At 46.3% G+C, this 25,052-nt stretch carries 20 protein-coding genes and 1 tRNA gene; 8 read left to right on the top strand and 13 right to left on the bottom strand.

The genetic code is table 11. From position 1 onward, the window contains the following. Positions 1-15: 15 nt before the first annotated feature. Together F5971_RS15510 and F5971_RS15505 are read right to left on the bottom strand one after the other, a co-directional pair. Entirely contained in the window at positions 16-3,072 is a 3,057-nt protein-coding gene (locus F5971_RS15510; RefSeq protein WP_193495866.1) for an efflux RND transporter permease subunit, read from the bottom strand. Continuing rightward, a complete protein-coding gene (locus tag F5971_RS15505) occupies positions 3,069-4,121 on the bottom strand; it encodes an efflux RND transporter periplasmic adaptor subunit (RefSeq protein WP_036512374.1) in 1,053 nt (350 codons plus the stop codon). Before F5971_RS15505 ends, F5971_RS15510 begins: the two co-directional genes overlap by 4 nt. 66 nt (positions 4,122-4,187) lie before the next feature. On the opposite strand from F5971_RS15505, the gene F5971_RS15500 reads away from it, so the two are divergent. Beyond that, positions 4,188-4,838, top strand: coding sequence for a TetR/AcrR family transcriptional regulator (locus F5971_RS15500; RefSeq protein WP_051514513.1), 651 nt, complete (start codon positions 4,188-4,190; stop codon positions 4,836-4,838). Here the strand turns inward: F5971_RS15500 and F5971_RS15495 are convergent. The 3 genes from F5971_RS15495 to F5971_RS15485 all read right to left on the bottom strand — a co-directional run bounded on the left by F5971_RS15495 (position 4,799) and on the right by F5971_RS15485 (position 8,936). Next, positions 4,799-6,043, bottom strand: coding sequence for a glycosyltransferase (locus tag F5971_RS15495; RefSeq protein ID WP_246187827.1), 1,245 nt, complete (start codon positions 6,041-6,043; stop codon positions 4,799-4,801). The genes F5971_RS15500 and F5971_RS15495 overlap by 40 nt on opposite strands. Positions 6,044-6,052: 9 nt before the next feature. Next, the gene (locus tag F5971_RS15490; protein WP_193495863.1) at positions 6,053-7,600 is read right to left on the bottom strand and encodes a plasmid pRiA4b ORF-3 family protein; all 1,548 of its coding nucleotides are present in this window, start codon (positions 7,598-7,600) and stop codon (positions 6,053-6,055) included. 112 nt (positions 7,601-7,712) lie between these two features. Next, positions 7,713-8,936, bottom strand: a complete 1,224-nt coding sequence (locus tag F5971_RS15485; RefSeq protein ID WP_193495861.1) for a pyridoxal phosphate-dependent aminotransferase — start codon at positions 8,934-8,936, stop codon at positions 7,713-7,715. Positions 8,937-9,025: 89 nt separating this feature from the next. On the opposite strand from F5971_RS15485, the gene uvrB reads away from it, so the two are divergent. Next, positions 9,026-11,047, top strand: coding sequence for an excinuclease ABC subunit UvrB (gene uvrB / locus F5971_RS15480; protein ID WP_193495858.1), 2,022 nt, complete (start codon positions 9,026-9,028; stop codon positions 11,045-11,047). A gap of 59 nt (positions 11,048-11,106) precedes the next feature. Continuing rightward, positions 11,107-11,183 (top strand) — tRNA-Val (locus tag F5971_RS15475). A gap of 222 nt (positions 11,184-11,405) precedes the next feature. On the opposite strand, the gene F5971_RS15470 is transcribed toward F5971_RS15475, so the two are convergent. The 4 genes from F5971_RS15470 to F5971_RS15455 all read right to left on the bottom strand — a co-directional run bounded on the left by F5971_RS15470 (position 11,406) and on the right by F5971_RS15455 (position 14,024). Further along, positions 11,406-11,918, bottom strand: a complete 513-nt coding sequence (locus tag F5971_RS15470) for a hypothetical protein (protein WP_036512366.1) — start codon at positions 11,916-11,918, stop codon at positions 11,406-11,408. A gap of 8 nt (positions 11,919-11,926) precedes the next feature. Beyond that, a complete protein-coding gene (locus tag F5971_RS15465; RefSeq protein WP_036512364.1) occupies positions 11,927-13,111 on the bottom strand; it encodes an AAA family ATPase in 1,185 nt (394 codons plus the stop codon). A gap of 195 nt (positions 13,112-13,306) precedes the next feature. Then, positions 13,307-13,573 carry an LPD1 domain-containing protein gene (locus tag F5971_RS18580; protein ID WP_425489367.1) on the bottom strand — a complete coding sequence of 89 codons (267 nt, stop codon included), beginning with the start codon at positions 13,571-13,573 and terminating at the stop codon, positions 13,307-13,309. A gap of 154 nt (positions 13,574-13,727) precedes the next feature. Beyond that, positions 13,728-14,024, bottom strand: coding sequence for an HNH endonuclease (locus tag F5971_RS15455; protein WP_081763865.1), 297 nt, complete (start codon positions 14,022-14,024; stop codon positions 13,728-13,730). Positions 14,025-14,118: 94 nt separating this feature from the next. Here F5971_RS15455 and F5971_RS15450 point away from each other — a divergent pair, with 94 nt between their 5' ends. The 5 genes from F5971_RS15450 (at position 14,119) to dksA (ending at position 18,961) form a co-directional block, all read left to right on the top strand. Further along, entirely contained in the window at positions 14,119-14,517 is a 399-nt protein-coding gene (locus F5971_RS15450) for an antitoxin Xre-like helix-turn-helix domain-containing protein (protein ID WP_036512358.1), read from the top strand. Further along, the gene (locus tag F5971_RS15445) at positions 14,511-15,197 is read left to right on the top strand and encodes an RES family NAD+ phosphorylase (protein ID WP_036512353.1); all 687 of its coding nucleotides are present in this window, start codon (positions 14,511-14,513) and stop codon (positions 15,195-15,197) included. Before F5971_RS15450 ends, F5971_RS15445 begins: the two co-directional genes overlap by 7 nt. A 133-nt stretch (positions 15,198-15,330) precedes the next feature. Beyond that, on the top strand, positions 15,331-17,337 hold the full coding sequence (gene thrS / locus F5971_RS15440; RefSeq protein WP_193495856.1) for a threonine--tRNA ligase: 2,007 nt from the start codon (positions 15,331-15,333) through the stop codon (positions 17,335-17,337). Between the two features lie 9 nt (positions 17,338-17,346). Then, complete coding sequence (gene zigA, locus F5971_RS15435) at positions 17,347-18,549, top strand: zinc metallochaperone GTPase ZigA (protein WP_193495853.1); 1,203 nt, start codon at positions 17,347-17,349, stop codon at positions 18,547-18,549. 4 nt (positions 18,550-18,553) lie between these two features. Further along, complete coding sequence (gene dksA, locus F5971_RS15430) at positions 18,554-18,961, top strand: RNA polymerase-binding protein DksA (protein WP_193495851.1); 408 nt, start codon at positions 18,554-18,556, stop codon at positions 18,959-18,961. A gap of 92 nt (positions 18,962-19,053) precedes the next feature. On the opposite strand, the gene F5971_RS15425 is transcribed toward dksA, so the two are convergent. From F5971_RS15425 to pilV, 4 genes are read right to left on the bottom strand one after another with little or no spacing between them, the layout of a single operon-like run. Then, positions 19,054-23,121 carry a pilus assembly protein gene (locus F5971_RS15425; protein WP_193495849.1) on the bottom strand — a complete coding sequence of 1,356 codons (4,068 nt, stop codon included), beginning with the start codon at positions 23,119-23,121 and terminating at the stop codon, positions 19,054-19,056. An 8-nt stretch (positions 23,122-23,129) separates the two neighbouring features. Then, complete coding sequence (locus tag F5971_RS15420) at positions 23,130-23,642, bottom strand: pilus assembly PilX family protein (RefSeq protein ID WP_193495847.1); 513 nt, start codon at positions 23,640-23,642, stop codon at positions 23,130-23,132. Continuing rightward, a complete protein-coding gene (locus F5971_RS15415) occupies positions 23,642-24,589 on the bottom strand; it encodes a PilW family protein (RefSeq protein ID WP_036512333.1) in 948 nt (315 codons plus the stop codon). The genes F5971_RS15420 and F5971_RS15415 overlap by 1 nt, the downstream gene beginning before the upstream one ends. After that, a complete protein-coding gene (gene pilV, locus F5971_RS15410) occupies positions 24,586-25,050 on the bottom strand; it encodes a type IV pilus modification protein PilV (RefSeq protein WP_051514508.1) in 465 nt (154 codons plus the stop codon). The genes F5971_RS15415 and pilV overlap by 4 nt, the downstream gene beginning before the upstream one ends. Positions 25,051-25,052: the final 2 nt, after the last annotated feature.

Below are 25,052 nucleotides of genomic sequence, written 5' to 3'. Positions count from 1 at the left end.
GCATGCTTGGCAACCTCAGCCAGCACTGCCTTGGTTTGGAGTCTCACCACAGCGAAACCAGAGCGCATAGAGTGCGGGAACAAAAATAAGCGTGATCAAGGTGCCAACAGCAACACCCCCAATTAAAACATACGCCAACGGCCCCCAGAAACTATCAAAGGTGAGCGGCACAAACGCCAAAACGGCCGCCAAGGCTGTCAAAATTACAGGACGGGCACGTTGCACCGCCGCCTCCACAACCGCATCGCGAGCACTCATCCCCTCTTCAAAGTTATCCTGGACCTGTTGAGTCAAAATCATCGTATTGCGCATCAAGATCCCCCCCAGACCAATCAAACCCAACAGCGCGACAAATCCGAAGGGCTGATCAAACATTAACAAGGCCAAAACAGCACCGACGAGACCTAAAGGCGCTGTAGCCACTACAATAAAAGTCCCTGAAAAAGATCGCATCTGCAACATGATAAAAATGAGCATGAGCACCAACATCAACGGTTGCAACTTCTGAATCGAGGCATCGGCTTTGCCAGATTGCTCGACTGTTCCACCGATATCGATACGATACCCCTCTGGCAGCGCTTGACGAATATCCTCTAAGGCTTGCCAAATATCGGCCGTGACATCAGGCGCCTGGGCACCCGACACATCAGCATGGACGGCCAAAAACCGCTCGCCACCAAACCGCTTTATAACAGGCTCTTCATAGCGTACTTCAAGCGTCCCTAATTGCGACAATGGAATACTGCGTCCTTCCTGTGTGCGGATTTCAATATCTTCTGGTGAACCTTGCTCAACACGCTGCGCCCTCGCATACATTTGCACTGTTCGGATATTTTGCCGAACCTCAGTCACCGGAGCGCCATTTAACTGAAACTGCAATTGCTGAGCGACATCCATTGGCGTCAAGCCCATTAAGCGGATGTGATCCTTATCCATGACTAAGTGCAAGCTTGGAATTCGCTCATCCCAATCCAGGTGCGGATCCTCCGCATGAGGATGCTCACGCATGACATCTCTTACTTGATAGGCGATTTCACGAAGCTTCAGCGGATCTTCACCCACAACTCGAAAGCTTACCGGCCATACAACGGGCGGACCGTAAAGCAGCTTACTCACTCGCACTCGTGCCTCAGGAAACGCTCCTGCATGGATATGCGTCTGCAACATATCGATAATCCGATCACGCGAAGCTTCATCATGACCAATCGCAATCATTTTGGCAAAAGCCGGATCAGGCTGTTCAGGATTCGCTGAGATAAAAAAGCGCGGTGCGCCAGCTCCGATATACGCAGATAAGGATTTAACGTCATCCACCTCCGACAAAATAGCCTCTAGCTTTCTAACTGTGACATCCGTTGTCAGAATAGAGGTACCTTGCGGATGCTGAATACTAATCAGAACTTCTGGGCGATCTGAACTGGGAAAAAATTGCTGCTGCACTACGCTTGCCATCGCAACCACACTGATAATCAGCAAAGATACCGTCAAGACAACGACTGTTTTACGATAGGTGACACATGCGCTGATAAACACACGCAATTTTTGATATAAAGGCGTCTGATACAACCCACTGTGACCAGATGCACTGTAGTCAGGTAAAAGCTTTACACCTAAATAAGGCGTGAAGGTAACAGCAACCAACCAGGACACAAGCAGCGCATAGGCCAACACCCAGAAAATATTGCCTGCATATTCACCAACACCTGACTGCGCAAAGCCAATCGGCACAAAGCCAGCCACCGTCACCAATGTTCCAAAGAGCATTGGGGCAGCCGTGACACTCCATGCATGACTGGCAGCACGAACTCGGTCCCAACCCGACTCCATTTTAACAATCATCATTTCGATGGCAATAATGGCATCATCCACCAATAAGCCTAACGAAATAATGAGCGCACCTAAGGTAATTCGGTCTAGATTGATACCGGCTAACTTCATGAGCAAAAACGTAAGCCCCAGTGTTAGCGGAATAGCAATACCGACCACTAAGCCAGCTCTAAAACCGATTGCCAAAATACTGACGCCCATGACGACTATAACAGCAACTAAAAACTTCACCTGAAAAAGGTTAACAGCCCCCGTGATCGCTTCAGTCTGATTGGTGATCACAGTGAGCTCAATGCCCAGAGGAAGTCGGCTCCGTTCACGTTCAACAAACTCGCCAAGCCGCTGCCCAAAATCCAAACCGTTCTCACCTGAGCGCATGACAACCCCTAATAACAGGGCATCTTCCCCTTGTGCCCGCACAAAATACGACGGAGGGTCTTCGTACCCATAGTGAATATCCGCTATATCGGATAAACGCAGCAGGTGATTCCCAATTCGCAAAGGAACAGCCGCCAATTGCTCTTGATCCGATAAATCAGCAGCAATTCGCAGATGAACACGCGGTCCATCCAATTCCCATGCACCAGCAGACACCAACTGATTGTGAGCCTGAATGGCTGCAAAGACATCTTGAGGGCTTAATTCCAGCTGACTCAAATAGGTCATATTAAATTCAACAAAAACACGTTCGGCTTGCTCAGCTAAAACTTGAGCCTTAAGCACACCCGGAACACGCTGCAACCGATCTCGCATGGCTTCAGCCTCTCGCGTCAAGTCACGCATGGGAAACCCAGGAGCAGTGAGCGCCATCAAGGAGAAATATACATCTGCGAAATCATCATTTACGATGGGACCGATAACGCCTGCTGGCAGGTTTGCGGCCTCATCCATCATGCGTTTTCGGACTTCATAAAAAAGATCAGGGACAATCTCACCTGGTGCGAAGTCTTGAAACTCGATCTGTAGAATCGCTTGGCCCGGACGAATCGTGGTTTCGATGTTGTATAGATAATCGATTTCTTGAATCCGCTTTTCCAATCGATCAACCACTTGGGTTTGCAATTCTTCTGTTGTGGCACCAGGCCATACAGCCGAAACAACAGCAAATCGGACTGTAAAGCTTGGATCTTCGGCGCGCCCTAATGAGAAAAAGGAGTAAACCCCTACGCAAACCGATAAGAGTATAAAAAACAAAGTAACGGATCGCTCACGAACAGCAAGCGCGGATAGGTTGGGAAAACTCATAGAGCCCTCTCCCTAACCTGCATGCCGGGCGTTAATAAATGCGTCCCCAACGCAATCACTCTGGATTGAGTATTAAGATCCGCTCGAATCCGTGCATATTCCGTTGTAAGTTCAAGAACATCAACCGAAACGGGCTGTGCCTGCCCTTCAATCACTTGCCAAACCTGAGCCCCCAAACCTCGCTCATCCAATGCAGCCAATGGAACTCGTAGCACATCCTCTGCATTATCGGATTTAAACAAGGTCACCTGCACGACACTGCCTAACAGCAAAGACTCATTTGACTCCAGCAAACGATAGCGTGCCCGCCAACTGCGACTTGATGAGTCTGCCGCGCCAGCTATTTCACGTAATTCAACCTGTATTGAACGCTCACCTCTTAAATCTATCTGCCCTACTTGAGGAGGAGATTGCCCATCTGGCAGATAAACTTCGATCTCTTTATCGCCTTCTTGAGCCAAGGTTGCCAGCACCTGTCCTGCTGCAACGACTTGCCCCGCCTCAACCTCAACATTAATCATTACACCTGCATGCTCAGCGCTGAGTTCTGTATAGGTGCGAGTATTTCGTGCTTGTGCCAATACCGCACGTGCTGACTCACGCTGACTCAACGCTTCCCGCTCGGCCAGCTCAAATCGTTCAAGCGCTTGGCGACTAATGTAGTTCTGCTCCAGCAGCTGCTGTTGACGCTTCAGCTCATTGCGTGCGGTCGCGAGCGCTGCATCCGCTACCGCCAACTGAGCCATTGCGCTTCGTTCAACCTCGTCAACATCACGTGGGTCCAGTGTGAATAAAGGATCATTGGCATTAACCTTTTGTCCAGCAACAACATGTTTTGTCAAAACCCGACCATTTAGCTGAAATGCGATTGGCGACTCATAGCGCGCTTTTACGCTACCCGACAGTCGCACGTCCGCTCGCTCATCTTGAACCACTTCACGTGTTAACACCCAAGGTATCGGCTTTGATTCAAGACTTGTATAATCCTCTTTAAAGCAGCCACTCAACAGAAGAAGTGGTAACAACAGAACGCAGACTTTCTTTAACATAACGGTAAGCCCGATCAGAAATTAATTACTGAACGCAATCGTACATTAATCTATTTGGAATGCAAAGTGCCAACGAATGAACGCGCAGGCCGCCCTGTCGACCCGAGCAAAGATTTAGCCATTATTTGTGCTGCCAGAAGACTTTTATTTAGTGAAGGGGCATCTGCTGTCTCGATTGAAGCTGTCGCTAAACTAGCAGGCGTTTCGAAAGTAACCGTCTATGCACGCTATGCTAATAAAGAAGAGCTTCTAAAAGCCATCACCGAGACAGAAACAGCGCAGCTCATGATCGGTCTTAATATAAGTCCGCAAAAACAGTCGGATGTCAAAGATGCTCTGATCACGTTTGGCACACATTTGTTATCATTCTTGATTAGTAATGAATGCCTGCATTTTATGAGAATGCTCGGAAATCCTGGCTGTTTTCCAACAGACGCTGTCAATCAACTGTATGCAATGGGGCCTGAATCCACCCATACGCAACTCGTACAATGGATGAAAGATGCGCACGCAGCAGGCTTGGTGCAGATTCCACAACCCGACAAAAGTGCGGAAATGCTACTCGGGATGCTATTTGGTATTGATATTGTCAGAGCCATGTATGGGCAACCCTGTATACGACATGTAGAAACGGTTCCAGAGCACGTCGAGTGGGTGGTAAATCAATTTTTACGCATTCACTCAGTGGAAGGCGAATCTACTTTCAGCGAAAGCTGATTTTTAGCCTCAATCCATTGAGACATGTACTGTGTGCTCTTCATACTGTGATGGCGCAGCATTGAACTCATGAAATGCTGCCCTCGCAAACCATTGAGCTGTGAATGATGCATAACCAACTTTTCAATTAAAGCCGATGCATGCAGAGAGGCTAAAAAGCGCGATGCCAGCAGAGCATCACCCCGTTCTTGTGCTTGGTGCCAACGAGCGGAATCCTGATAAAGGGCTACGGCCTTTTCAATAAAATCCTGATCGTCGTAGGCAATAGCACCGGGCCAATCGTCACTGATACCCTCCGCCCCCACTGGGGTGGTCACACTCGGAGTGCGTACCGTCATGGCATCAATCAGCTTACCTTTAATCCCCGCACCAAAACGCAAGGGAGCCAATAATATACGTGCTTGGCACATCACCTGCAAAGCATCGTCCACCCAGCCCTTAACACAAAAGCCATCTTTAGCATTGTGTAACTGGGTCGCTTTGGGCGGTGGATACGCACCGTATATATGCAACTCCGCCTTTGGCAGTTTTTTACGTATACTCGGCCACAGATGTTGCTTTAACTGCAGCACCGCATCCCAATTCGGTGCATGACGGAAGTTCCCGATCGTAATAAAATGCTGACGCTCATCGAAGCTGGGTAGGTGGCATGATGACTGAGCTTCAACCATCAAAGGGATATAATGCAACTGTGTCGCAGGGACATGAAACTGATTCTGTAAGAGTGTCATTTCCACGTCTGATATCATCAATGTCAGATCACTGCGAAAGATCGCTGCGATTTCGCGCCACGCCATCGGCGTATGCATATCGCGCAACTCAAACTCTCGCCCCTCCTTGACCGCTTGATGACGCCCATCTCTCAAACTGTGTAGATCTTCGGTATTCAGGACCCTGAGCGCACTGGGTAGACACTTCTCTACACGCCAGCCAAATTGCTCCTCCATCATAAAACGATCAAAAACAACGATATCAGGTGCCAGATGTTGAATAAACCGATCAAAGGATGCTGAGTTCAGCTCTATGCTATGGCAGGCTATCTCGATACGAGACAAGTCGGCCATGTGCTCTGTCATCTGTGCCGGACTTGCAAAATGCACTTGCCAGCCCTGACCTCGAAACACCTCCAACAACTGCATCATCCGACTGCCCGCGGCAGAGGACTTAGGTTCAGGCCAGACGTAACCGATTACCAATAGCTTCAAAGAAACACCCTAACCATTTGACTTAACAGGAGAAACCCACTCTAGAAAACGATCTGAAAGCGACGTTCTTTTTAAACTCACCAAGACAATACGCTCAAGTGGCGACTCGCTCTCATAATCGTGCTGATACTCTATTAAGCCCGTTAAACCGAGCAGCATCTGTATCCGATGCGTAAACGCATGCCAAAGCGTAGACTCAGGATCATAACCGCTAGAATCATCCGCCTCCTCTAACATCATTGGAAAAGTTGCAACGAGACGCTCAACGCATTGATCCGTCGTCACCCAATCATTTCGGGTCTTTAAAAAGCGCATCAAAAAGAGAGAAGTCAATCGTATGGACTGCAGCTCGGGATTTCCGTCTAGGTAGCCCCAGTTTAATTTCGTAATCAAGCACTCGATCATCGGCTGATACAGCTTCGACCATTGTTGTTTTTCTAAGGCCGCTTCTGATTTACGCGTCAACAAAAGACGCCCCTTTTGCACACGGCATAAACCAGAATTCTGAGCCAAGAGTCGAGTAATGTGAACCGGCAAAGAGTCTTCTTCACTTCGCAATCGCGGCTGATACACATCAAACCCATAAAAATAGCGTTGGGTATCGAGTGCATCATGCATAGCACGCACGACGGTCAGGGGCAGATTTCCTTTGGGCGTGAGTTTATTATTGCCCTGAAGAATCTCATCTGCCAAAACCTTAAACATCGCCAAAAAAGGCACTTGATCTGGTGTGGCATGCTCGGGATGAAAACGTATCACCTCTTCAGCCTGAAAGGGTGTGTAGAGCAAATCATGCAATTGGTTGGGACTCAATCCCAACAAGTCATCTTCAATCGGCTGCTCAAACATGGACCGAAAAAAGTCCTCGATGACTTCATAGCGCATTTCATCGGTTTCAAATTCAAACTCTTGCAATAACGCTTCAAGCTCCGATTTAGCATCATCTGCTGCGGCGCGAATTTCGGGATCTGTCATCAATGGCCCAAAGCGCGTCACTAAATCTAAATCCTGGTTGACACGCTCAGTATCAAAACCATCGTTATATAAGTCATCATAATTAAACCAAGGGTAACGATCGCTAAAAACCTCAGCACTTAAATGCTGTACAGCTGACTGCAACTCTAAATACCCTTCAACCCCTCTGGAAGACTCTGGCGGACACGCCCTTTCACCCGCCAAACACAAAATCACGGGCTGATCATCATCAGCGAAATAAGGCAAGGTTTTTTCAAGTTGAATGAGATGCTCCCAGCCATCTTCCTCGTCATAGCCATACATTAAGCTAGGCTGCTTGGTATGGAGAACATCACTTAACGTATATAGCGTTTCATCACGCTCTTCAAGCGCTGCGCTCGAATCACCATAGCAATTTCCCGCCGCATCTTCGAAATAATGCTCACCAATATCTTCCCAGCCCATGGTGACCTGCAAGATACAATGCAATTGATATAGGGACAGATCACTGGGAAGCAGTAATCGACGCCAAATTTCAGGCTGCGCATGCTTTAGGGTAACTTTAATTTGAAGCAGAATGGGGGCATTATTCTTTGAGGGCATACTTCTCTAACATGCATTGTGACAAATGAAGGGATGAGTATAGAGACTCATTGCAGGCTTTGGCAACATCAATAAAAAAGGGGCTAGATCGCCCCTTCTCTGCTAAATCATCTTAGCTTAGTGCTTTTTTGATACGTGAAATCGCATCTTCCAGTATATCCATACTGGTCGCAAAGGATAAGCGCATATTCCCCGGAGCACCGAATGCAGATCCTGGAACCAGTGCCACGCCTGCTTCGAGCAGCAAGTATTCAGCCAATGCGATATCGTCAGCAAACTCTGGGCGGCTGTCGATCACCTTGTGAAAGCTTGGAAATGCATAGAAGGTTCCGTCCGCTGGGATACAATCCACCCCTTCGATTTCATTCAAAGCATTCACGACAAACTCATGACGTGCTTTAAAGGCTTTTACCATTTCAGCCACACAGCCTTGATCGCCATTCAATGCGGCTTCAGCGGCAACCTGGGCAATAGAGCATGGGTTTGATGTGCTTTGTGACTGAACCTTGGTCATAGCAGCAATCAACCAAGCAGGGCCTGCTGCATAACCAATACGCCAGCCCGTCATAGAATAGGCTTTGGATACACCATTCAATACGATGGTTTGATCGTAGAGTTCAGGACATGCATTTAAGATATTGCAGAAAGGCTCATCCCCAAAGAGAATGTGCTCATACATATCATCGGTTGCGACCAAAATATTTGGATAGCGCTTCAGCACTTCACCTAAGGCCTTTAATTCGTCTAGTGTGTATGCAACACCAGATGGATTTGAAGGACTGTTTAACACAACTAAGCGTGTTTTATCAGTGATGGCATTTTGCAACTGTTCCGGAGTGATCTTGAAACGCGCCGCTTGGGTCGTTTCAATAATCACTGGCTTGGCATCCGCAATCAGGACCATGTCCGGATAAGATACCCAGTAAGGTGCTGGGATAATTGCCTCATCGCCCGCATTCAATAATGCTAGCGCCAAGTTGAAGAAGCTTTGCTTCCCGCCACTGGAAACCAATATTTGATTTGGTTCGTAATTAAGGCCATTATCACGATTAAATTTGGCTATAATCGCTTTTTTAAGGCTTGGCGTCCCATCAACCGCAGTATATTTTGTAAAGCCGCCATTGATCGCGTTGATCGCAGCTTGTTTAATATGCTCTGGGGTGTCGAAATCGGGCTCGCCCGCACCTAAGCCAATGATGTTTTTGCCAGACGCTTTAAGTTCAGCCGCACGTTTAGTAACGGCAAGAGTCGGGGAAGGTTTGATACTGTTTACGCGGTCGGAAAGCTGCACGTCCAAGCTGAAATCCTCGTTATATTCTGGGGCACAAATATCCATCAAAAAACAGCGCAAATCATACAGTATTGCGCTCGCGGTCTAAATCCCTATAAGGGTGAATTTACATTTAATTTTTACAGGAGTCGTCTGTGAAGCAACGTTTCAGAGTTCAATCAGCCTTTAAACCCGCGGGGGATCAGCCTACGGCCATTGCTGCCTTGGTTGACGGCATTGAATCCGGCTTAGCCGCGCAAACTTTGCTTGGCGTTACCGGGTCGGGCAAAACCTTTACGATTGCCAATGTCATTGCAGCTGTGCAGCGCCCTACAATCATTATGGCGCATAACAAAACGCTGGCGGCTCAACTTTATGGCGAGTTTAAAGAGTTTTTCCCTGACAACTCTGTTGAGTACTTTGTCTCTTACTACGACTACTATCAACCCGAGGCTTATGTTCCTTCCTCCGACACATTTATCGAAAAAGATGCATCCATAAATGATCATATTGAACAAATGCGCCTTTCAGCCACCAAGGCCTTACTTGAGCGAGAAGATGCCATTATTGTCGCGACAGTATCGGCTATTTACGGCTTAGGTGATCCTAAGTCCTATCTCTCGATGATGTTGCATTTAGACCGTGGTGATCAAATTGACCAACGCACGTTATTGAGACGCTTAGCAGAGCTACAATACACACGCAACGATATTGAACTGCACCGAGGTAATTATCGTGTGCGAGGCGATGTCATCGATATCTTTCCTGCAGAATCCGAGATGGAGGCTATTCGTGTGGAGCTGTTTGATGAAGAAATCGAACAACTTTCGTACTTCGACCCTTTAACGGGTGAGATCCTTCGCAAAGTCCCACGTGCAACCATTTATCCAAAAACGCATTATGTAACACCCAGAGACACGCTAGTGGAGGCAACGCAACATATAAAAGCAGAATTACAAGAACGCCTGGCGTTTCTTAAAGAGAACAACAAACTGGTTGAAGCTCAACGTCTTGAGCAACGCACAATCTATGATATCGAGATGATTCTTGAGCTGGGCTACTGCTCTGGTATCGAAAACTATTCCCGTTACTTATCTGGACGCGATCATGGTATGGCCCCACCTACCCTGTTTGATTATCTGCCCGACAATGCGTTATTGGTGATTGATGAGTCTCATGTGACCGTTCCGCAGATTGGTGCGATGTATCGGGGTGATCGGTCGCGCAAAGAAACTCTGGTTGAATATGGTTTTCGCCTACCCTCTGCGCTGGACAACCGCCCCATGAAGTTTGAGGAGTGGGAAACGATTGCCCCTCAAATGATTTTTGTCTCTGCCACGCCAAGCAAATACGAAGCCGCGAATGCGCAACAGGTCGTTGAGCAGGTCGTACGCCCAACAGGATTAATCGACCCGCTTGTTGAAGTTCGCCCTGCCTCTTCTCAGGTTGATGATCTTCTGGGGGAAATTGATACAATTGTCCGAAAAAAAGAACGTGTCATCGTCACTGTGTTGACCAAGCGGATGGCCGAAGATCTAACAGACTACCTATCAGAGCACGGTGTCAAAGTTCGCTACCTTCATTCGGATATTGATACGGTTGAGCGTGTCGAGATTATTCGTGATTTACGGATTGGTGAGTTTGATGTGCTAGTTGGCATTAACTTACTTAGGGAAGGTATTGATATGCCCGAGGTTTCCCTCGTGGCTATTTTAGACGCCGATAAAGAAGGATTTCTACGCTCAGAAACATCCATGATTCAGACGATTGGCCGAGCGGCACGTAATATCAATGGTCGCGCCATTTTATATGCGGATCGAATCACAGGATCAATGCAGCGTGCCATGGATGAAACGGAGCGCCGTCGGAATAAGCAGATTCAACACAACCTTGAGCAAGGGATCACGCCTAAAGGTATTTTCAAATCTGTTGCAGACATTATGGAGGGTGCCCAAGCACCTGGCTCTCGTAAGTCATCGAGAGGCGCTAAAAAAGCGGCTGAAACAAATGCCGAGTATCGCGTGAATGAAGCGATCCTATCGCCGAAGGATCTTGCCAAGGCGTTGAGTCGTTTAGAAGATCAGATGTATGAAGCGGCACGCAATCTGGAGTTCGAAAAAGCAGCGAAATACCGTGATGAACTGGAGCGACTGAAGCACAGTACAAATATTTTATAAAAATCGTTAAAAAACAGTTGCAAGGATCTCAAAGCTCTCTATAATATGCACCACAAAACAGGACTATAGCTCAGTTGGTTAGAGCACCACCTTGACATGGTGGGGGTCGCTGGTTCGAGTCCAGTTAGTCCTACCAAATTTACAAACAAAAACAGCGAGTTAGCGCAAGCGGCTCGCTGTTTTTGTTTGTGAGTTTCCATAAAGTTTCCAATACACCGAACGCCCACTGGTCGCTTATTTCTCAGATTACTACCCCAAACACTATTGACTTCCGGCCCAATAATTTTTTAAAAATCAAATCGCCATGATCAATCTTCACAAGATCATTATTGATCATCTAATACTCAATAAAGTAAAGCTAAGCACCTAGCAGCAAATCGCGAACTTCAGCCACAGATGAGTTTTGTGTTGCTGCCAGCACTGGCTGGCTAAATAAAACAGCATAAGCTTCCGGCCGAGTATGGTGAGCAGCTAAACGTGGGTGTAGACGTTGCTTTAATGCTTGACTACTTTCATGCGCTTGCACTCCCTCCCCCAAAACATCCAGCAATGCCCCTTCTAAGCACTGTGGTTGCCACAAAATAATACCGTAACCCGCTGCTTGGGCATTTTTTTGCTCGGCAGGTGTTGGTGGAATATCGGCATCTAGCACTAAGTAGCGCTGATTGTACGCTTCAGCCTGATAAGCGCGACTCGCATGGGTAATGATATTGCCGGGCGAACCACCATCACCGGCTTTTACCGTGACTTTACGGCCACTATATCTTTGCTGAAACAAATTCTTCAGATGATCAATAAAGGCTTTATCATCACTGCCTTCACCAACAATCAGTAGTGTTGTCAGGCTTACGTGGCGTTGCTTCCTTGGCATCCTTCCTCCTATAGATCCGGCACTGCACCCAGTGCGCCTGCCATATACTTGGCATATAGGTTATCGTCGGCACGCAGGCCAATAATCTCATCCGCCCTCCAGGCTTCGCTGAATTGCCCAACCTTTTCTACCAGATAGATTTGATGCTTTTGCAATAGATTAAGCACTTCAGGCGTATGACAAGTAAAGATTAACTGCGCTTGCTTGGGGTTGGTATGCTCCAAGCGGAACCAGTCTAGCAGTATGGGAACCAGATGCGGATGTAAATCATTATCCAGCTCGTCAATTACCGCCACGCCCCCCTGTTGCAGCGTCTTTAAAATAGGCTCCAATAACACAAAAGCTGATTGTGTACCGCTGGATTCTTCAAAAAATGGCAGTTCAAAACTCTCGCCACTCGATGTTTGGTGCAAGCCAAATGGTACATGAATAGTACCCTCTTTACCCGTTTCATCACGGCTGACCAATTGCTTAATTTCAACACGGCTTAAGCCCAGATCAAACAGGCACATCGCCTCTATCATTGGTTCTATCAGCTCAGGTGTTTTAGCAAATCGTTCAGCCGCACGAATAAGGGCGCCATGCTGAAAATGTCTGCGACCGGAACTGGCTACATTGGTTTCAATGTGCTGAAAATAGTCCACAAATTCTTTGGCTTCAATGACGTCAAAATTATGCGCGGCACTAATGATAGAGGCATTGCTACGAATTTTTTCTGCTTGAGGTTTGGCAAAACCAAAGCCTTTTTGTTTAACACTGTAACCGTCTGCGTTTTTTTCTCTTTTTATCAAATAGCTAAACTGATTGCTAGTTTTTTCAAATATGGCCTCAAATTGTACCTCACCCTGATTGAGCTCAAGCTGATAGCGGTAATCTTTGTCATTTAACCGAAACTCAAGCACCAATAAAGTTGGTTTATCTTCAAGCAAACGATGCGAGGCGTAGGGAATATCATCATCCGGTGCAGTGCCTAAAAACGAGTCAGTAATAAACCAGCTTAAGAATGCCAACGGCTTTAACAGCTGTGTTTTACCCGAGCCGTTGGCACCAATAATAGCGACTGCTTTATTAAAACGCTCACCATTAAGATGAAGATCATACCCTGACGGAGTCGGCTTTTTGCCAAGCGCAAAATCGATTACTGTTGTTTCTGCAAAGCTATAAAAGTTACTGATAGTAATTTTTTTAAGCATAAAAGGTCTATTTCAACAAATTTTTGTTTATTTTGCGCTTTTAAATTAAGTTAAACAAGCCTTAGTCAGCTATCCAAGCCAGCATTAAGCCGCTTAACTCCACCATCAATAGCTAGGCAATTATTGACAATAACCGCGGTCTATCACATTCGCTGATACATCAGCTGTTTAGCCCAGCGCCCTTATCTCCAGTCATTATTTCGCACGGCTTCGTTTTCTAAGCGCATGACCCAAATGAAAAAAATAGTCCTCAAATGCGGCGTTTATTCGGCTTCTTTCGTCTCCTTGTGGATAGAGCCCTAACTGAGCCTCCTCAGATGATTTCGTCCCTTTCACCAAAAAATGATTACAAATCGAATGATCCTGCACGAAGGCTTCAAATGCTCTAGCTGCCATTTCTTCAGGCAAACTCCAATATAAAGTACCTTGTGCGCTATCGACTTGTTTAGATGATTGAAACAACTGACTTGAATCTCGCCCCTCCTCGTCAAGGAATTTTCGGCTCGCGTAACCCAGCGGCCCACTTCAACAGAACGAAAGTCATACAACTTGCGAATACTCAGAAAATCAACGATTTCACCGTAACGGTGTTCGGGTCCTCGGCGATAGTAGGATTTCATAAACTCAGTACTTTTTGTTTTCGGATCCAGACTATATGAGACGCCATGTCAGGATCTGACTTTAATGCCTCAAGCGAGTTAAACCGCAAGGCCAACTCCATCTCATCATGTCGTCTATGCACCGCTCGATGACAGGGATAACACAACCAAACGCCCTGTTGGAGTTGCTCTAGAGTGTAATGTTTTTGGAATCGTGCTCGACGATGAACCTTGCGGGGTATCAAATGATGAAATGTCAGTGGCGCATCTCTCTGGCACAACTCGCAGTGAGTATTTTCAGGTTTCTTTCGCACCTTGATCTCCTTTAGGCTGCAGTAGAGCACTCAACTTGATAAAAGACCCATATGAGACTAATATAACAATACAATTCAATATGGGATCAAAGCAATGACAACGGTAGCAGAAGCCCAACATGCTCCAAGTATCAACCATGGCGCAGCGTTTAAAATGGGCAACAATATCCTTGATAAATGGGGATGTTCTGCTGCTCAAAAGCAGGCCATCTTGGGCATTCCAAAAAGTTCGTTTCATCGCTATCAAAAAGATGCCAGTACCGTCTTTTTAAGCAGTGATCAGCTTGAGCGCCTTAGTTATCTTGCCAACATTCATCAGGCACTCAGAATGGTGTTCTCCAATCCTGATAACGTGTATGGCTATATGGGTATGGTTAATCATAATCCATACTTCAATGGCAGAACACCGCTATCAATTATAAGCACAGGCAATTTTGGCGCATTGTATGAGGTGTTTAAACGAATCGATAGCATGAGAAGCGGGCAATGGTAGACAAGCAACCGCGCATTTCTTTTTCAAAACAAGAAGCCTATCGAATGGTTAACTCAAAGTTCCCTCCCATTACGTTGTTCGATGACGTAATAAGCGCGGAGGACTTTGAGACGGCCTATGCCTTGCAAGCATTAACCAACCCTAGAATTCTTAACGCGCTTGGCGACCTAACGCTTATTCCTACAGAGGAGATACCTTTTGGTATTACAGGGGTAAATTATGCAACAGCCCCATTTACCCATGTTAATCCTGACGGTTCTCGTTTCAGCGATGGCTCATTCGGCATACTTTATCTTGCCGATACCACCGCCACAGCCATCGCAGAGACTCGATATCACCAAGAAAAGTATTTTCGCAATGTTGAAGGTCTCCATTACGACACTGTTGATATGCGATGCCTCAAATTTACGTTTTCGGCCGAGCTTATTGATGCAACATCGATTGATACAATCCACGCACCCGATGATTACACGACGTCCCGAATTTTTGGTGCGCAGGTTAAAAAGTCAGGAGAGGCTGGACTTCAATACCGCTCTGTCAGAAATGAAGCGTCTATTTGCTGGGGACTCATGTCTCCTTCATTTGTAGAGTCCGCCGTTCAAACGCGGCACTTTGAGTTCGTCTTTGATGGTGAGAGTATCTCAAAGGTTCGTGAGCTCAAGTACACTATGAGTTCATAGCACCTGAGTTTTCCGCTTCGAAGTCAAAAATCGCCAGATTTATAGACATTCCATAAAACCCACCTACCACCACACATCAAATATTATGTTATAGTATAACAAACAAATCTGCTTTTGGCCTTCTGAGTTAACCATGAATGATCTAAACCAAACGACCGATGTTCTTACTATCACCTTGCCAAACAAGGATGAGATCCACTTACCCTCACCCACTACACTGCTAGAAATCGCACAAAGAATTGGACCCGGTCTGGCAAAAAGCGCCATCGCGGGTCGTGTAAACGATCGGTTAGCGGACCTATCTGACCCGATTACAAGCGATGCCAGCGTCCAAATTATTACCGCCAAAGACCCAAACGCACTAGAGATCATTCGGCACTCATGCGCCCATTTGGTAGGGCACGCCGTCAAACAACTCTATCCTGATGCCGAAATGGTCATAGGACCTGTGATCGAAGATGGTTTTTATTACGATATTGCATACGACCGTCCTTTTACGCCAAATGACTTGCAAGCGATTGAGGAGCGGATGAGAAAACTCATCGCGCAGGACTATCAAGTTATCAAGAAAATGACGCCACGAGATGACGTCATCCGTCTTTTTAGTGAACGTAATGAGCGCTATAAATTACGTTTAATCGACGATATGCCCGATGAGACATCACTGGGCCTCTACTTTCATCAAGAATACGTGGATATGTGCCGCGGCCCTCATGTTCCCAACACGCGTTTTCTAAAACACTTTCAGCTGACTAAACTCTCGGGGGCCTATTGGCGAGGCGATGCCAGCAACGAACAATTACAGCGTATTTATGGCACTGCATGGGCCGATAAAGAAGCATTAAACGCCTATATAAAGCGGATTGAGGAAGCAGAGAAACGCGATCATCGCCGTTTAGGACGCCAACTGGGATTGTTCCATTTTCAAGAGGAGGCACCTGGCTCCGTTTTTTGGCACCCACACGGCTGGACTCTGCTTCAGATTCTCATCAATTATATGCGTCGTCGACAAAAAAACAGTGGCTATGTTGAAGTCAATACTCCCGATCTTATGGATAGAAGCCTCTGGGAAACCTCGGGTCATTGGCAGAACTATCGTGATCATATGTTTACTACGCAAACCGAGGATGAACGGCATTTAGCACTCAAACCCATGAACTGCCCTGGCAGCGTCCTTTTGTATAAACACGGTCTAAAAAGCTACCGTGATTTACCCATACGCATGGGTGAGTTTGGCAAGGTTCACCGCTATGAACCATCAGGATCGCTTCATGGCTTATTGCGCGTCAGGCACTTCACTCAAGACGATGCTCATATCTACTGCACGCCTGAACAAATGAATGAAGAGTGCCGTCGTGTTGTTGAATTAGTCTTAGACATCTACAAAGAATTTGGATTTGACAATATACATCTAAAGCTCTCTACCCGCCCCGAGAACCGAATGGGCAGTGATGCAGTATGGGACCGTTTAGAGGAAGCACTTGTCACCTCTCTAGAGTCAATGAGCTTGTCTTACACTTTCAACCCTGGTGAGGGTGCTTTTTACGGCCCTAAACTTGAATTTGTTTTACGCGATGCCATTGGACGCGACTGGCAATGCGGAACACTTCAAGTCGACATGAACCTGCCGGAAAGATTCGGTCTGGAGTATGTTGATGAGCAAGGCGAACGCCAGCGCCCAGTCATGCTGCATCGCGCCCTGTTTGGATCTTTAGAACGCTTCATTGGTATTTTAATTGAACATCATGCGGGTAAATTACCGGCGTGGCTTGCTCCCGTTCAAGCGGTGGTCATGTCGATCACAGAAGCTCAATCCGATTACGCCAATGCAGTGACGGATATCCTTTCAGGGGCGGGTCTTCGTGCAATAGCAGACATCCGAAATGAAAAAATCAGCTACAAAATTCGTGAACAAACACTGCAACGCATCCCCTACTTATTAATTGTGGGTGCTAGAGAGGCCGAAAACGCTCAGGTCACTCTAAGACACCGCGATGGAGAAAATTTAGGCACCTTCTCAGTTGAAGAAGTAGTAAAGCGTCTCAACACAGAATGCGCCGCACCCGATAGAGAAACACAGGAACGTCAGCAAGCGGCAAGACTCGCCGCTATCACACACTTAACCGCCTCAACCTGTTAGGGGTTTCATATGAATACGCTCGCAAAACGCTTACCCGTAACGGTTTTATCAGGCTACTTAGGCGCCGGTAAAACCACCGTCCTGAATCACATACTCAATAACCGCGACGGCCTCAAAGTAGCGGTGATCGTCAATGATATGAGTGAAGTGAATATTGATGCGGCACAGGTTCAACAAGAAGTCTCGTTAAATCGATCTGAAGAAAAACTGGTCGAAATGAGCAACGGATGTATTTGTTGTACCCTGCGTGAAGACCTGTTGATCGAAGTCAGAAAACTTGCAGAAGAAGGTCGTTTCGACTGTCTTGTCATTGAATCTACTGGGATCTCTGAGCCCCTACCAGTTGCAGAAACCTTTACCTTTGCAGATGAAGACGGCATAAGTCTTTCAGACATTGCTAAACTCGACACCATGGTGACTCTTGTTGATGGCGTTAATTTTTTACAGGATTATGATGCCGCCTATTCACTTCAGGACACGGATGAAAACCTTGGTGAGGAGGATGAACGGAGTGTCACGGACCTGCTAGTGGAACAGGTGGAATTCAGCGATGTTATTTTAATCAGCAAAACAGATCTAGTCAGTGATGAGGATATCAAGCGTCTAACCGGTGTGCTTCGAAGCTTAAATACGGATGCTGACATTATTCCGATACAAAAGGGTGCCGCTCCCCTAGATAAACTACTGAATACGGGACGCTTTAGTTTTGAGCGAGCACAACAAGCACCTGGTTGGCTGAAAGAAATACGCGGCGAGCACATTCCTGAAACGGAGGAATACGGTATTTCCAGTTTTGTGTATCGGGCACGCCGCCCTTTCGATCCCGCCAAATTTTATCAATTTTTAAATACCCGAGTGACCGAAGGCAAACTTATTCGCTCTAAGGGGTTTTTCTGGCTAGCCACTCGACCCGAGTTTGCAGGTCAATGGAGCCAAGCAGGTGGCATAGGTCATCACAGCATGGCCGGGCTTTTCTGGAAAGCTGTACCCAAAAACCGCTGGCCTGATGATCCTGAATACTTAAAGTCGATTGAAGACATATGGGTAGAGCCCTTCGGTGATATGCGACAAGAGTTGGTGTTTATTGGCCAGAACCTAAATCAAAAAGCCATGATTGATGCACTCGATCACTGCCTGATCACCGACGAGCAATTATTAGCAGGTAAGTCGGAATGGGCTTTACTAGACGATCCTTTTCCGGCTTGGGAGTAGGATCATGACAATAACAAAAGAGCAGCTACTCCAGGCCTCTGAATCAGCGTATATGAATGATGAGCAGCTGGATTTTTTTAAAGCATTACTGGAAGAAATAAAATTTCAGACTCTAGAAGACATTGAAGCAAGCAAAAATGAGCTCTCACATCCACCTGAAATGAATGATGAGGGAGACCGTGCAGCTTATGAGGAAGAGTCCAGCATTCGGCTCAGGACACTTGATAGAGATCGAAAGTTAATCCCAAAAATTGATGCTGCTCTGAAACGAATTAACGATAAAACGTATGGCTACTGCTTGGAGTCTGGAGAGCCCATTGGCATCCCCAGACTCTTGACTCGGCCCACTGCCGAGCTTTGTATTGAAATAAAAACACTCGCAGAAATGAAAGATAGGAATTACTCGAAGTAAGCTAAGGCCAGGGTTTGTTCCTTGGTCTAGCAATACTGAGTCAACCTGAATCACCTCCACCAACGGGGTGCAACGCACCCACAATAAGATCTTTAAAATAACACTTCACGCCATGAAGTCCGGAATATAATATCCGGCTGCAATTGAGTCTCGGATGAATCACAGTTGCCTTCTTCATCACAGGTAATCATTTTGTCTTCAATAAACACTGGATTTCCAGTTGGACTGGAAGTGCCCAGCCCAGACACAGGCACTTTTTCATCATCAAAGGTCACATAATCGGACTCATTAAACACTCCATCGGAATTCACATCAAAGAAGCTGTAACTCAGTCTTCCACCAGTAAATGGATCTATCACCATCTGATAGCCGCGACCACCCGGCATACACCGATCACTAAAATCAGGTATTCGAGTTGTTCCCAGGAGCACCCGACCTCTAAAAACATTACTCAGTACCATGCGTTCCCCTTCCTGACCAAACGTTGGGGAAATCAAAGGAATAAACCAACCAGATTTACCTGCCATTTCGTTTGTAGTTCCCTCGCTTATCACACGCAGATCGCGACCAGCGGCAACGACTTCAGCAAGAATTTGTCGCTCAACCAACTGATCTTTTTTAATCAACGTATTAGAATCCTTTAGTCCATACCAAGTTTGTAAAGACTTATCCGTAACATCTTCAGCGACTAAATAGCGTCCTGTACCAAAGAAGATCCAGCGTTGCAGATCACTAGTATACGGATTCTGACCCAACAAAGGTGCACTCGATATGGGTTGCCCACCTGTCTCGAATAGCTTGGTGACCACTGGATTCGGGCTCAATAGACTTGAGAATTTCCATAAATTTCCCTTTTGATCACCAGCAAAGACTAAATCTATAAAGCCTTGCTTAGATGAATCCCACACCGAAGCTGCCGATAACCCATTGCCTCCACCCACTCCAGTATCTATCCATTCCATTTTTCCAGTATCAATACTAACGAGTAATAATTGAGCCTTGCCAGACTGACTGTTTAATCCATTACCGAAAATAACACGCCAATCTCCATCCGCCACTTGAGCAATAACAGGTTTTCCTAATATCACTCCAAGTTCTGGAGCACTGTCAGCACTAATTTCCCACAGCAGGCTAATATTATTAGGGTTCGTAACATCTAAAGCAAAAATCCCCTTGCCTCCCAAGCCTAGACTACCCACAAGCACACTTCGCCATTGATTATTAATAAAGACATCCGCAGCCGCCAACTCCCCATCGACTAGATAGGCATGCTCATAGTCTGGATTTGCCAACTCAACCATTTGACCTTTAATCACTGCATTCGGCACAAATGCAAAGGTCTCAACACCCGTGTTTGCATCAAAACTATGCAGCATACCCGAGTTACTGCCAGCATAGACTCTTGCAGCACGCGACTTTTGAGATCTTGCCCAAGTTAAATAGCTATTTGCGCCTTTAAATGTATACCCTTCGTATCGTGCCACATTTTCTGGGCTGCCTATATAAATCGGAAGGGAATTAATAAATGTACCCAATACAGACTGCCGAGTCCGATATACGCCATTAGGTTGCGATTGCTCTAAACTACGATCGCCCCGCAAATAGTTAACAAGTGTTTCATCCCCAAGTGCCGATTTTTGTTCAGCAGTTAAAAACTCAAACACAAACGGCACTAGTGTAGGCTTATGATTTACACCATAAGTACCGGAGTGAGTATAGATCTTGCGCCCACCAATTGCTTCCCAAGTTGGCAGTTGCTCATTGGCTCTCCAAACACGTTCGTTGCCGCCAGCGACAAGTGGTTTATAGGCAACTAGATCGCCACTCCAATGATTAGAATTATATTCAGTCGTAAAGGTTAACGTATTGCTGTTGAGCTCGCTGCTGGTGGCAACCACACCTCCACCAGAGGCAAAGCGTTCAGAACTGATATTTTTGAATGCATCTTCTAAGCTTTGCACCATTTTATCGGCTTCACTGGCAACATAAAAATTCCGTGGACGTTTGTCGCCTGTTTGGGTGAGTACATCACCGGAATCATGCCACCAATGATCAGGAATTGGGCCAGTGAAGGTCTCCGGATCAAAATCATCTGGAATCTGCAATCCACCATATTTAGCGGCCAACCAGTACTGATTGCTGTTTTTGCCCGCTAAAGCTTGACCTTCTCGCACATCGACCCAATGCGTTGATAGGGTTTGCTTACCTTGAAGATTCGGCCTTAGATCAGACGTTCTTGCATGATAGGCCATGCCCACCATATAGGCTGAGTTCTCGCGTCCAGTGAAGGGGGTATTAATGGTGATACCCTCCAGCTTCGCCACCTTATCCGTCCAACTCACAACGCCTTTGTCTCCATAGCTCGTATCTGAGGCAACTCGCTGAGGAACCGAAGAGGGCTCACCCTCCATCCGAGTGTTACCGGGCAGGTTTTTATCTCGGTGCGTATTCACATCTCCAATACCTAAAATAGCACCTGCTTGGCACCAATACTGGTAGGGATCGTCCCAATCAGTGATTACGGGAAAAGCATCCGCTAACTCCCAACGCTGCTTGTCCGTCAGTTGACCTTCTGGAACCGATGAATACGCCAGGATAGGTAGCTGATTCTTCATGTAGCGTAACGCGTGATAATACAGCTCACTGACTGGGTCATGTGATTTGTGTTGTTTTTCTGTTAACTGTCCAAATTTATTCAAATAGTTAATAACACCACTATTAGTTATATGAAAGTTTGAGTCTTTGATTGCATAGTAGGTATTGGTGGCACTTGCATCATTAGGATCTGGATTAGTGACAAGCACCCCTGTAACGGGATCCCATTCCCGATTGGGGTTCTCTTCCATTTGTCCTGATACTGGATTTAAGCGAACAGGGCCAACATACTTCTGTCTAGCTCGCATAACACCACCATCACGGAGTGCGTCATGATCGTTTAAAAAAGCGAACACGCTATAACGCATTCTTGATGCATACTCCTGAATTAAGCCTTCAGGTTTCCAGCCTTCTTTATATTGAACACAATTTGATTCAAGCAAACCTTGTACGCATACGGCCACTCTCACATAGAAATCGATGGGTGCTGACGACAGGTGAATATTATTTAAGACACCGCCCACACTGTCTTTATTGGCAGCACGAAACTCCAAACGATGTTGACCCGTTCGATTTGCATTGAGCGTTAACTCAATCACTTGCCAACTCGTATTGCTACCTGACAAGCTACGAATCAATGCTCCATCCCAGTAAACGTTTATGTTTGAAGAGTTCACATGACCTGAACGTGGCGCATATGAGAACTTCAACTGGTAAGTTTCTCCACTTCGAGCAGAAAGATCTCGATATAGATTGGACGCATCATTTGTATTCCGCTCTAACTCGATGACTAAGTCATCTCCCCCGGCGACTCCAAACGCAGAGGCTTTATTAATCTCTACCAGCCCATTGGGATTATCCGTTTGCCAAAAACCATCTCCCAGCCGATTGACAGGGACATTGGTGCCAATCAAGGCCGTTGGAATTTCAAAATCCACGGACTCTGATCTTACAACGCGCATACGATTCCCTAATCCATGCGCCACTTCTGATACCAACGCATTCGAGAAAGGTGTCACTTGATTCACATTGTTTTGCAAACTACGATTGCCGAAATACTGATTATTGCGATCATAACGAGCTTTCTCTAGCCAAGTAACTGTCGGAGTATCTTTTACTCTCAGCCCCCCCGTCAGCGCTTTTCGGAAGGGATCAATCGTCTGCGTTGCAGCCCAGTTAAGATAGTTACCACTCCACATAGCCCCTTCACATGAATACCCTGTCGTAAACATGAGTGGAAAAAAGTGCTCTTCCGATTTATTGGCAGAGGTTTGATAGCCATAACATTTATCTGAATCAAAATAACCTGAGTAACGCTGATTAAGAGAAAACCCACCCAAATTGGCAACACTCAAAATGGTCGGCCATTCCACTGAGGGGGTGAGTACTAAATTCGATGGCAAGTTTGACACTACCGTTAAAGGCTTAGTCGGAAGTTCAAGGGGCGTTGCAAATACCGAACCCGCATATGCAAAGAATAAGGTACTGGTAAACAACAAAGAGACTCTATTCTGAATAGCGAGTCCTTTTCGAGAAAACTGACGAAGCATTTGTCGAGTATCCATTTTAGTTCTCACTGAAGTTTTACCATCATTTGTAAAATCACTCTTCCACGCTCATCCCCAACCGAGCCACTCACGCTCGTCACTCTAAAATATCGAGTTGGGATTTTGGCGGACTCGCCATAGTTTTGAGTGGAGGACTGGGTTAAGTTCGATAAATCCTTTGATGCACGTGTTTCAAGGTATTGAATCATGTACTCGGCTCCAGAAGAGCCCGCACTCACCCACCCCTTCTCTTTCTGATCCGGCATACTGGCAGAACAGTCATTCGAGACTAGAGTGCAGTTTATAACCTGATTTGAGGAGATGAATGCATGAATATCTTTTTTTGCTTCTTGCAGTATGAGTGCTTCTGCATCATTTAGCGCATCCTCAGCGCGCTGAAACGCAAACGAGCGCTCTTGTAGATTGCCTGCCATTCGTTCTTGAAATAGTGTGGAGCGCATGACCGACAGACCTAAAACAGTCGAGATCAACAACATCACCAACGCGGTTAATAAAGAAACACCCGCTTGCCTTTGCATTAGTTTCGCCTCGCGATTGTATAGCAAAATCCTTGAGAACCTACATCATTGCAAAAGTCTGTTTCCGACATTAATGATCGCTCAATACGTTGAGACGGATGCGAAATTGACTCTAGACCAAAGGCAATTTCAATCACATTTGCGTTTCCTGCCCAAGAACGAATATTGAGCTGCGTCACGCCAGGGACAACTTCATCTATCACACTATTGCTTCCATCAAGCCTTACCCGGAACAATGCTCTGCCACTTGAGTTACTGGGCGAATGACCAACGTACCAAGTTTCAGCATGCAAAAATCCAAGAAGGGGTAAGGTATAGGATGACAAATTTAAAGACGCATCAAAAAAAATTGATTTTTTATTCGTACCCGTTGGGGCTGTAGCATTAAACAAAGCGACTCCACCGGCATCACACGCCATTAAGGCATCGCCCACGGACACATCATGCTCGGATGTGCTCAAATCAGAAATAACTCTAAAGCCTGAAGCAAGCCTTTCAGTCACTATCCAGGGATCATCTGCCATTCTTCTGATCATCAGAGCACTCGTGCCGTTTATCCGCTCCCCAACTTGATCACCAAATGCCACGGCTGGACTCGCTACATTCGCCGGATATACGGTTAATGCGTCATTCCAAGATGCTCCAGCCCACCAGGGTGACGGTGTGTTGGTTAGCAAGCTTTCCAATGGCTCATCGGGAGCACATCCTGTTGAGCCTGCTTCTCTGACTTCTCGCGCAAGGATTTCAAACGTCAAGCGAGCGCGGTCTTGCACTTCTGCAAGGGTTTGATTGGTTTTAAACGTTTCAATATTGGCTAAAACCACTGAGGTAATAGCACCCACTAGGACCAATCCAAGCAACATTGAAATCATTAACTCGATTAATGAAATTCCTTTGCTGTAGATGGGTAACAAACATCTTTCAAGTTTGTTTCGATTTAAAGTCATAACGTTATATCAACCGAAAATTGAGAAACGGCTAGGGCTTTTGCATCAGATTCGTTTAGTGCAGCTCTGGAATCATCCCACTCTACCGTGATTTGACATGCACGAACGACGCAACTGATTTGCCCTCGCGCACCGTTAAGTTGAGTGGATAAGTTTCGCCTCCACACCTGAACAGCTTGTGCTTGATAGGAACTGCCAGACGGAGTCGATGCGGACAAGGCAACGTTATAGACTGAATAGTCCTGTGTTTGAGAATCAGCCCTCATCATATCGACCATCGAATATACTTGACCCACCACTAACGAGCGATCCATCGCACTTTGACTTTGTTTAAGCGCAGAGACTTGCAGCGATGCGAAGCCTAAAATTCCGACAGTCACCAATAGTAAGGTAATGAGTATTTCTAAAAGACCAGCCCCATGTTGAGAGAAGTACCGAACTGTTCGCAATTTGATTGGCATTG

The sequence above is a fragment of the Nitrincola alkalisediminis genome, assembly GCF_009821115.1.
GTDB classification, from domain to species: domain Bacteria; phylum Pseudomonadota; class Gammaproteobacteria; order Pseudomonadales; family Balneatricaceae; genus Nitrincola; species Nitrincola alkalisediminis.
The sequence above is the reverse complement of the archived record's forward strand: the minus strand, read 5'-3'. Positions and strand labels throughout refer to the sequence as shown.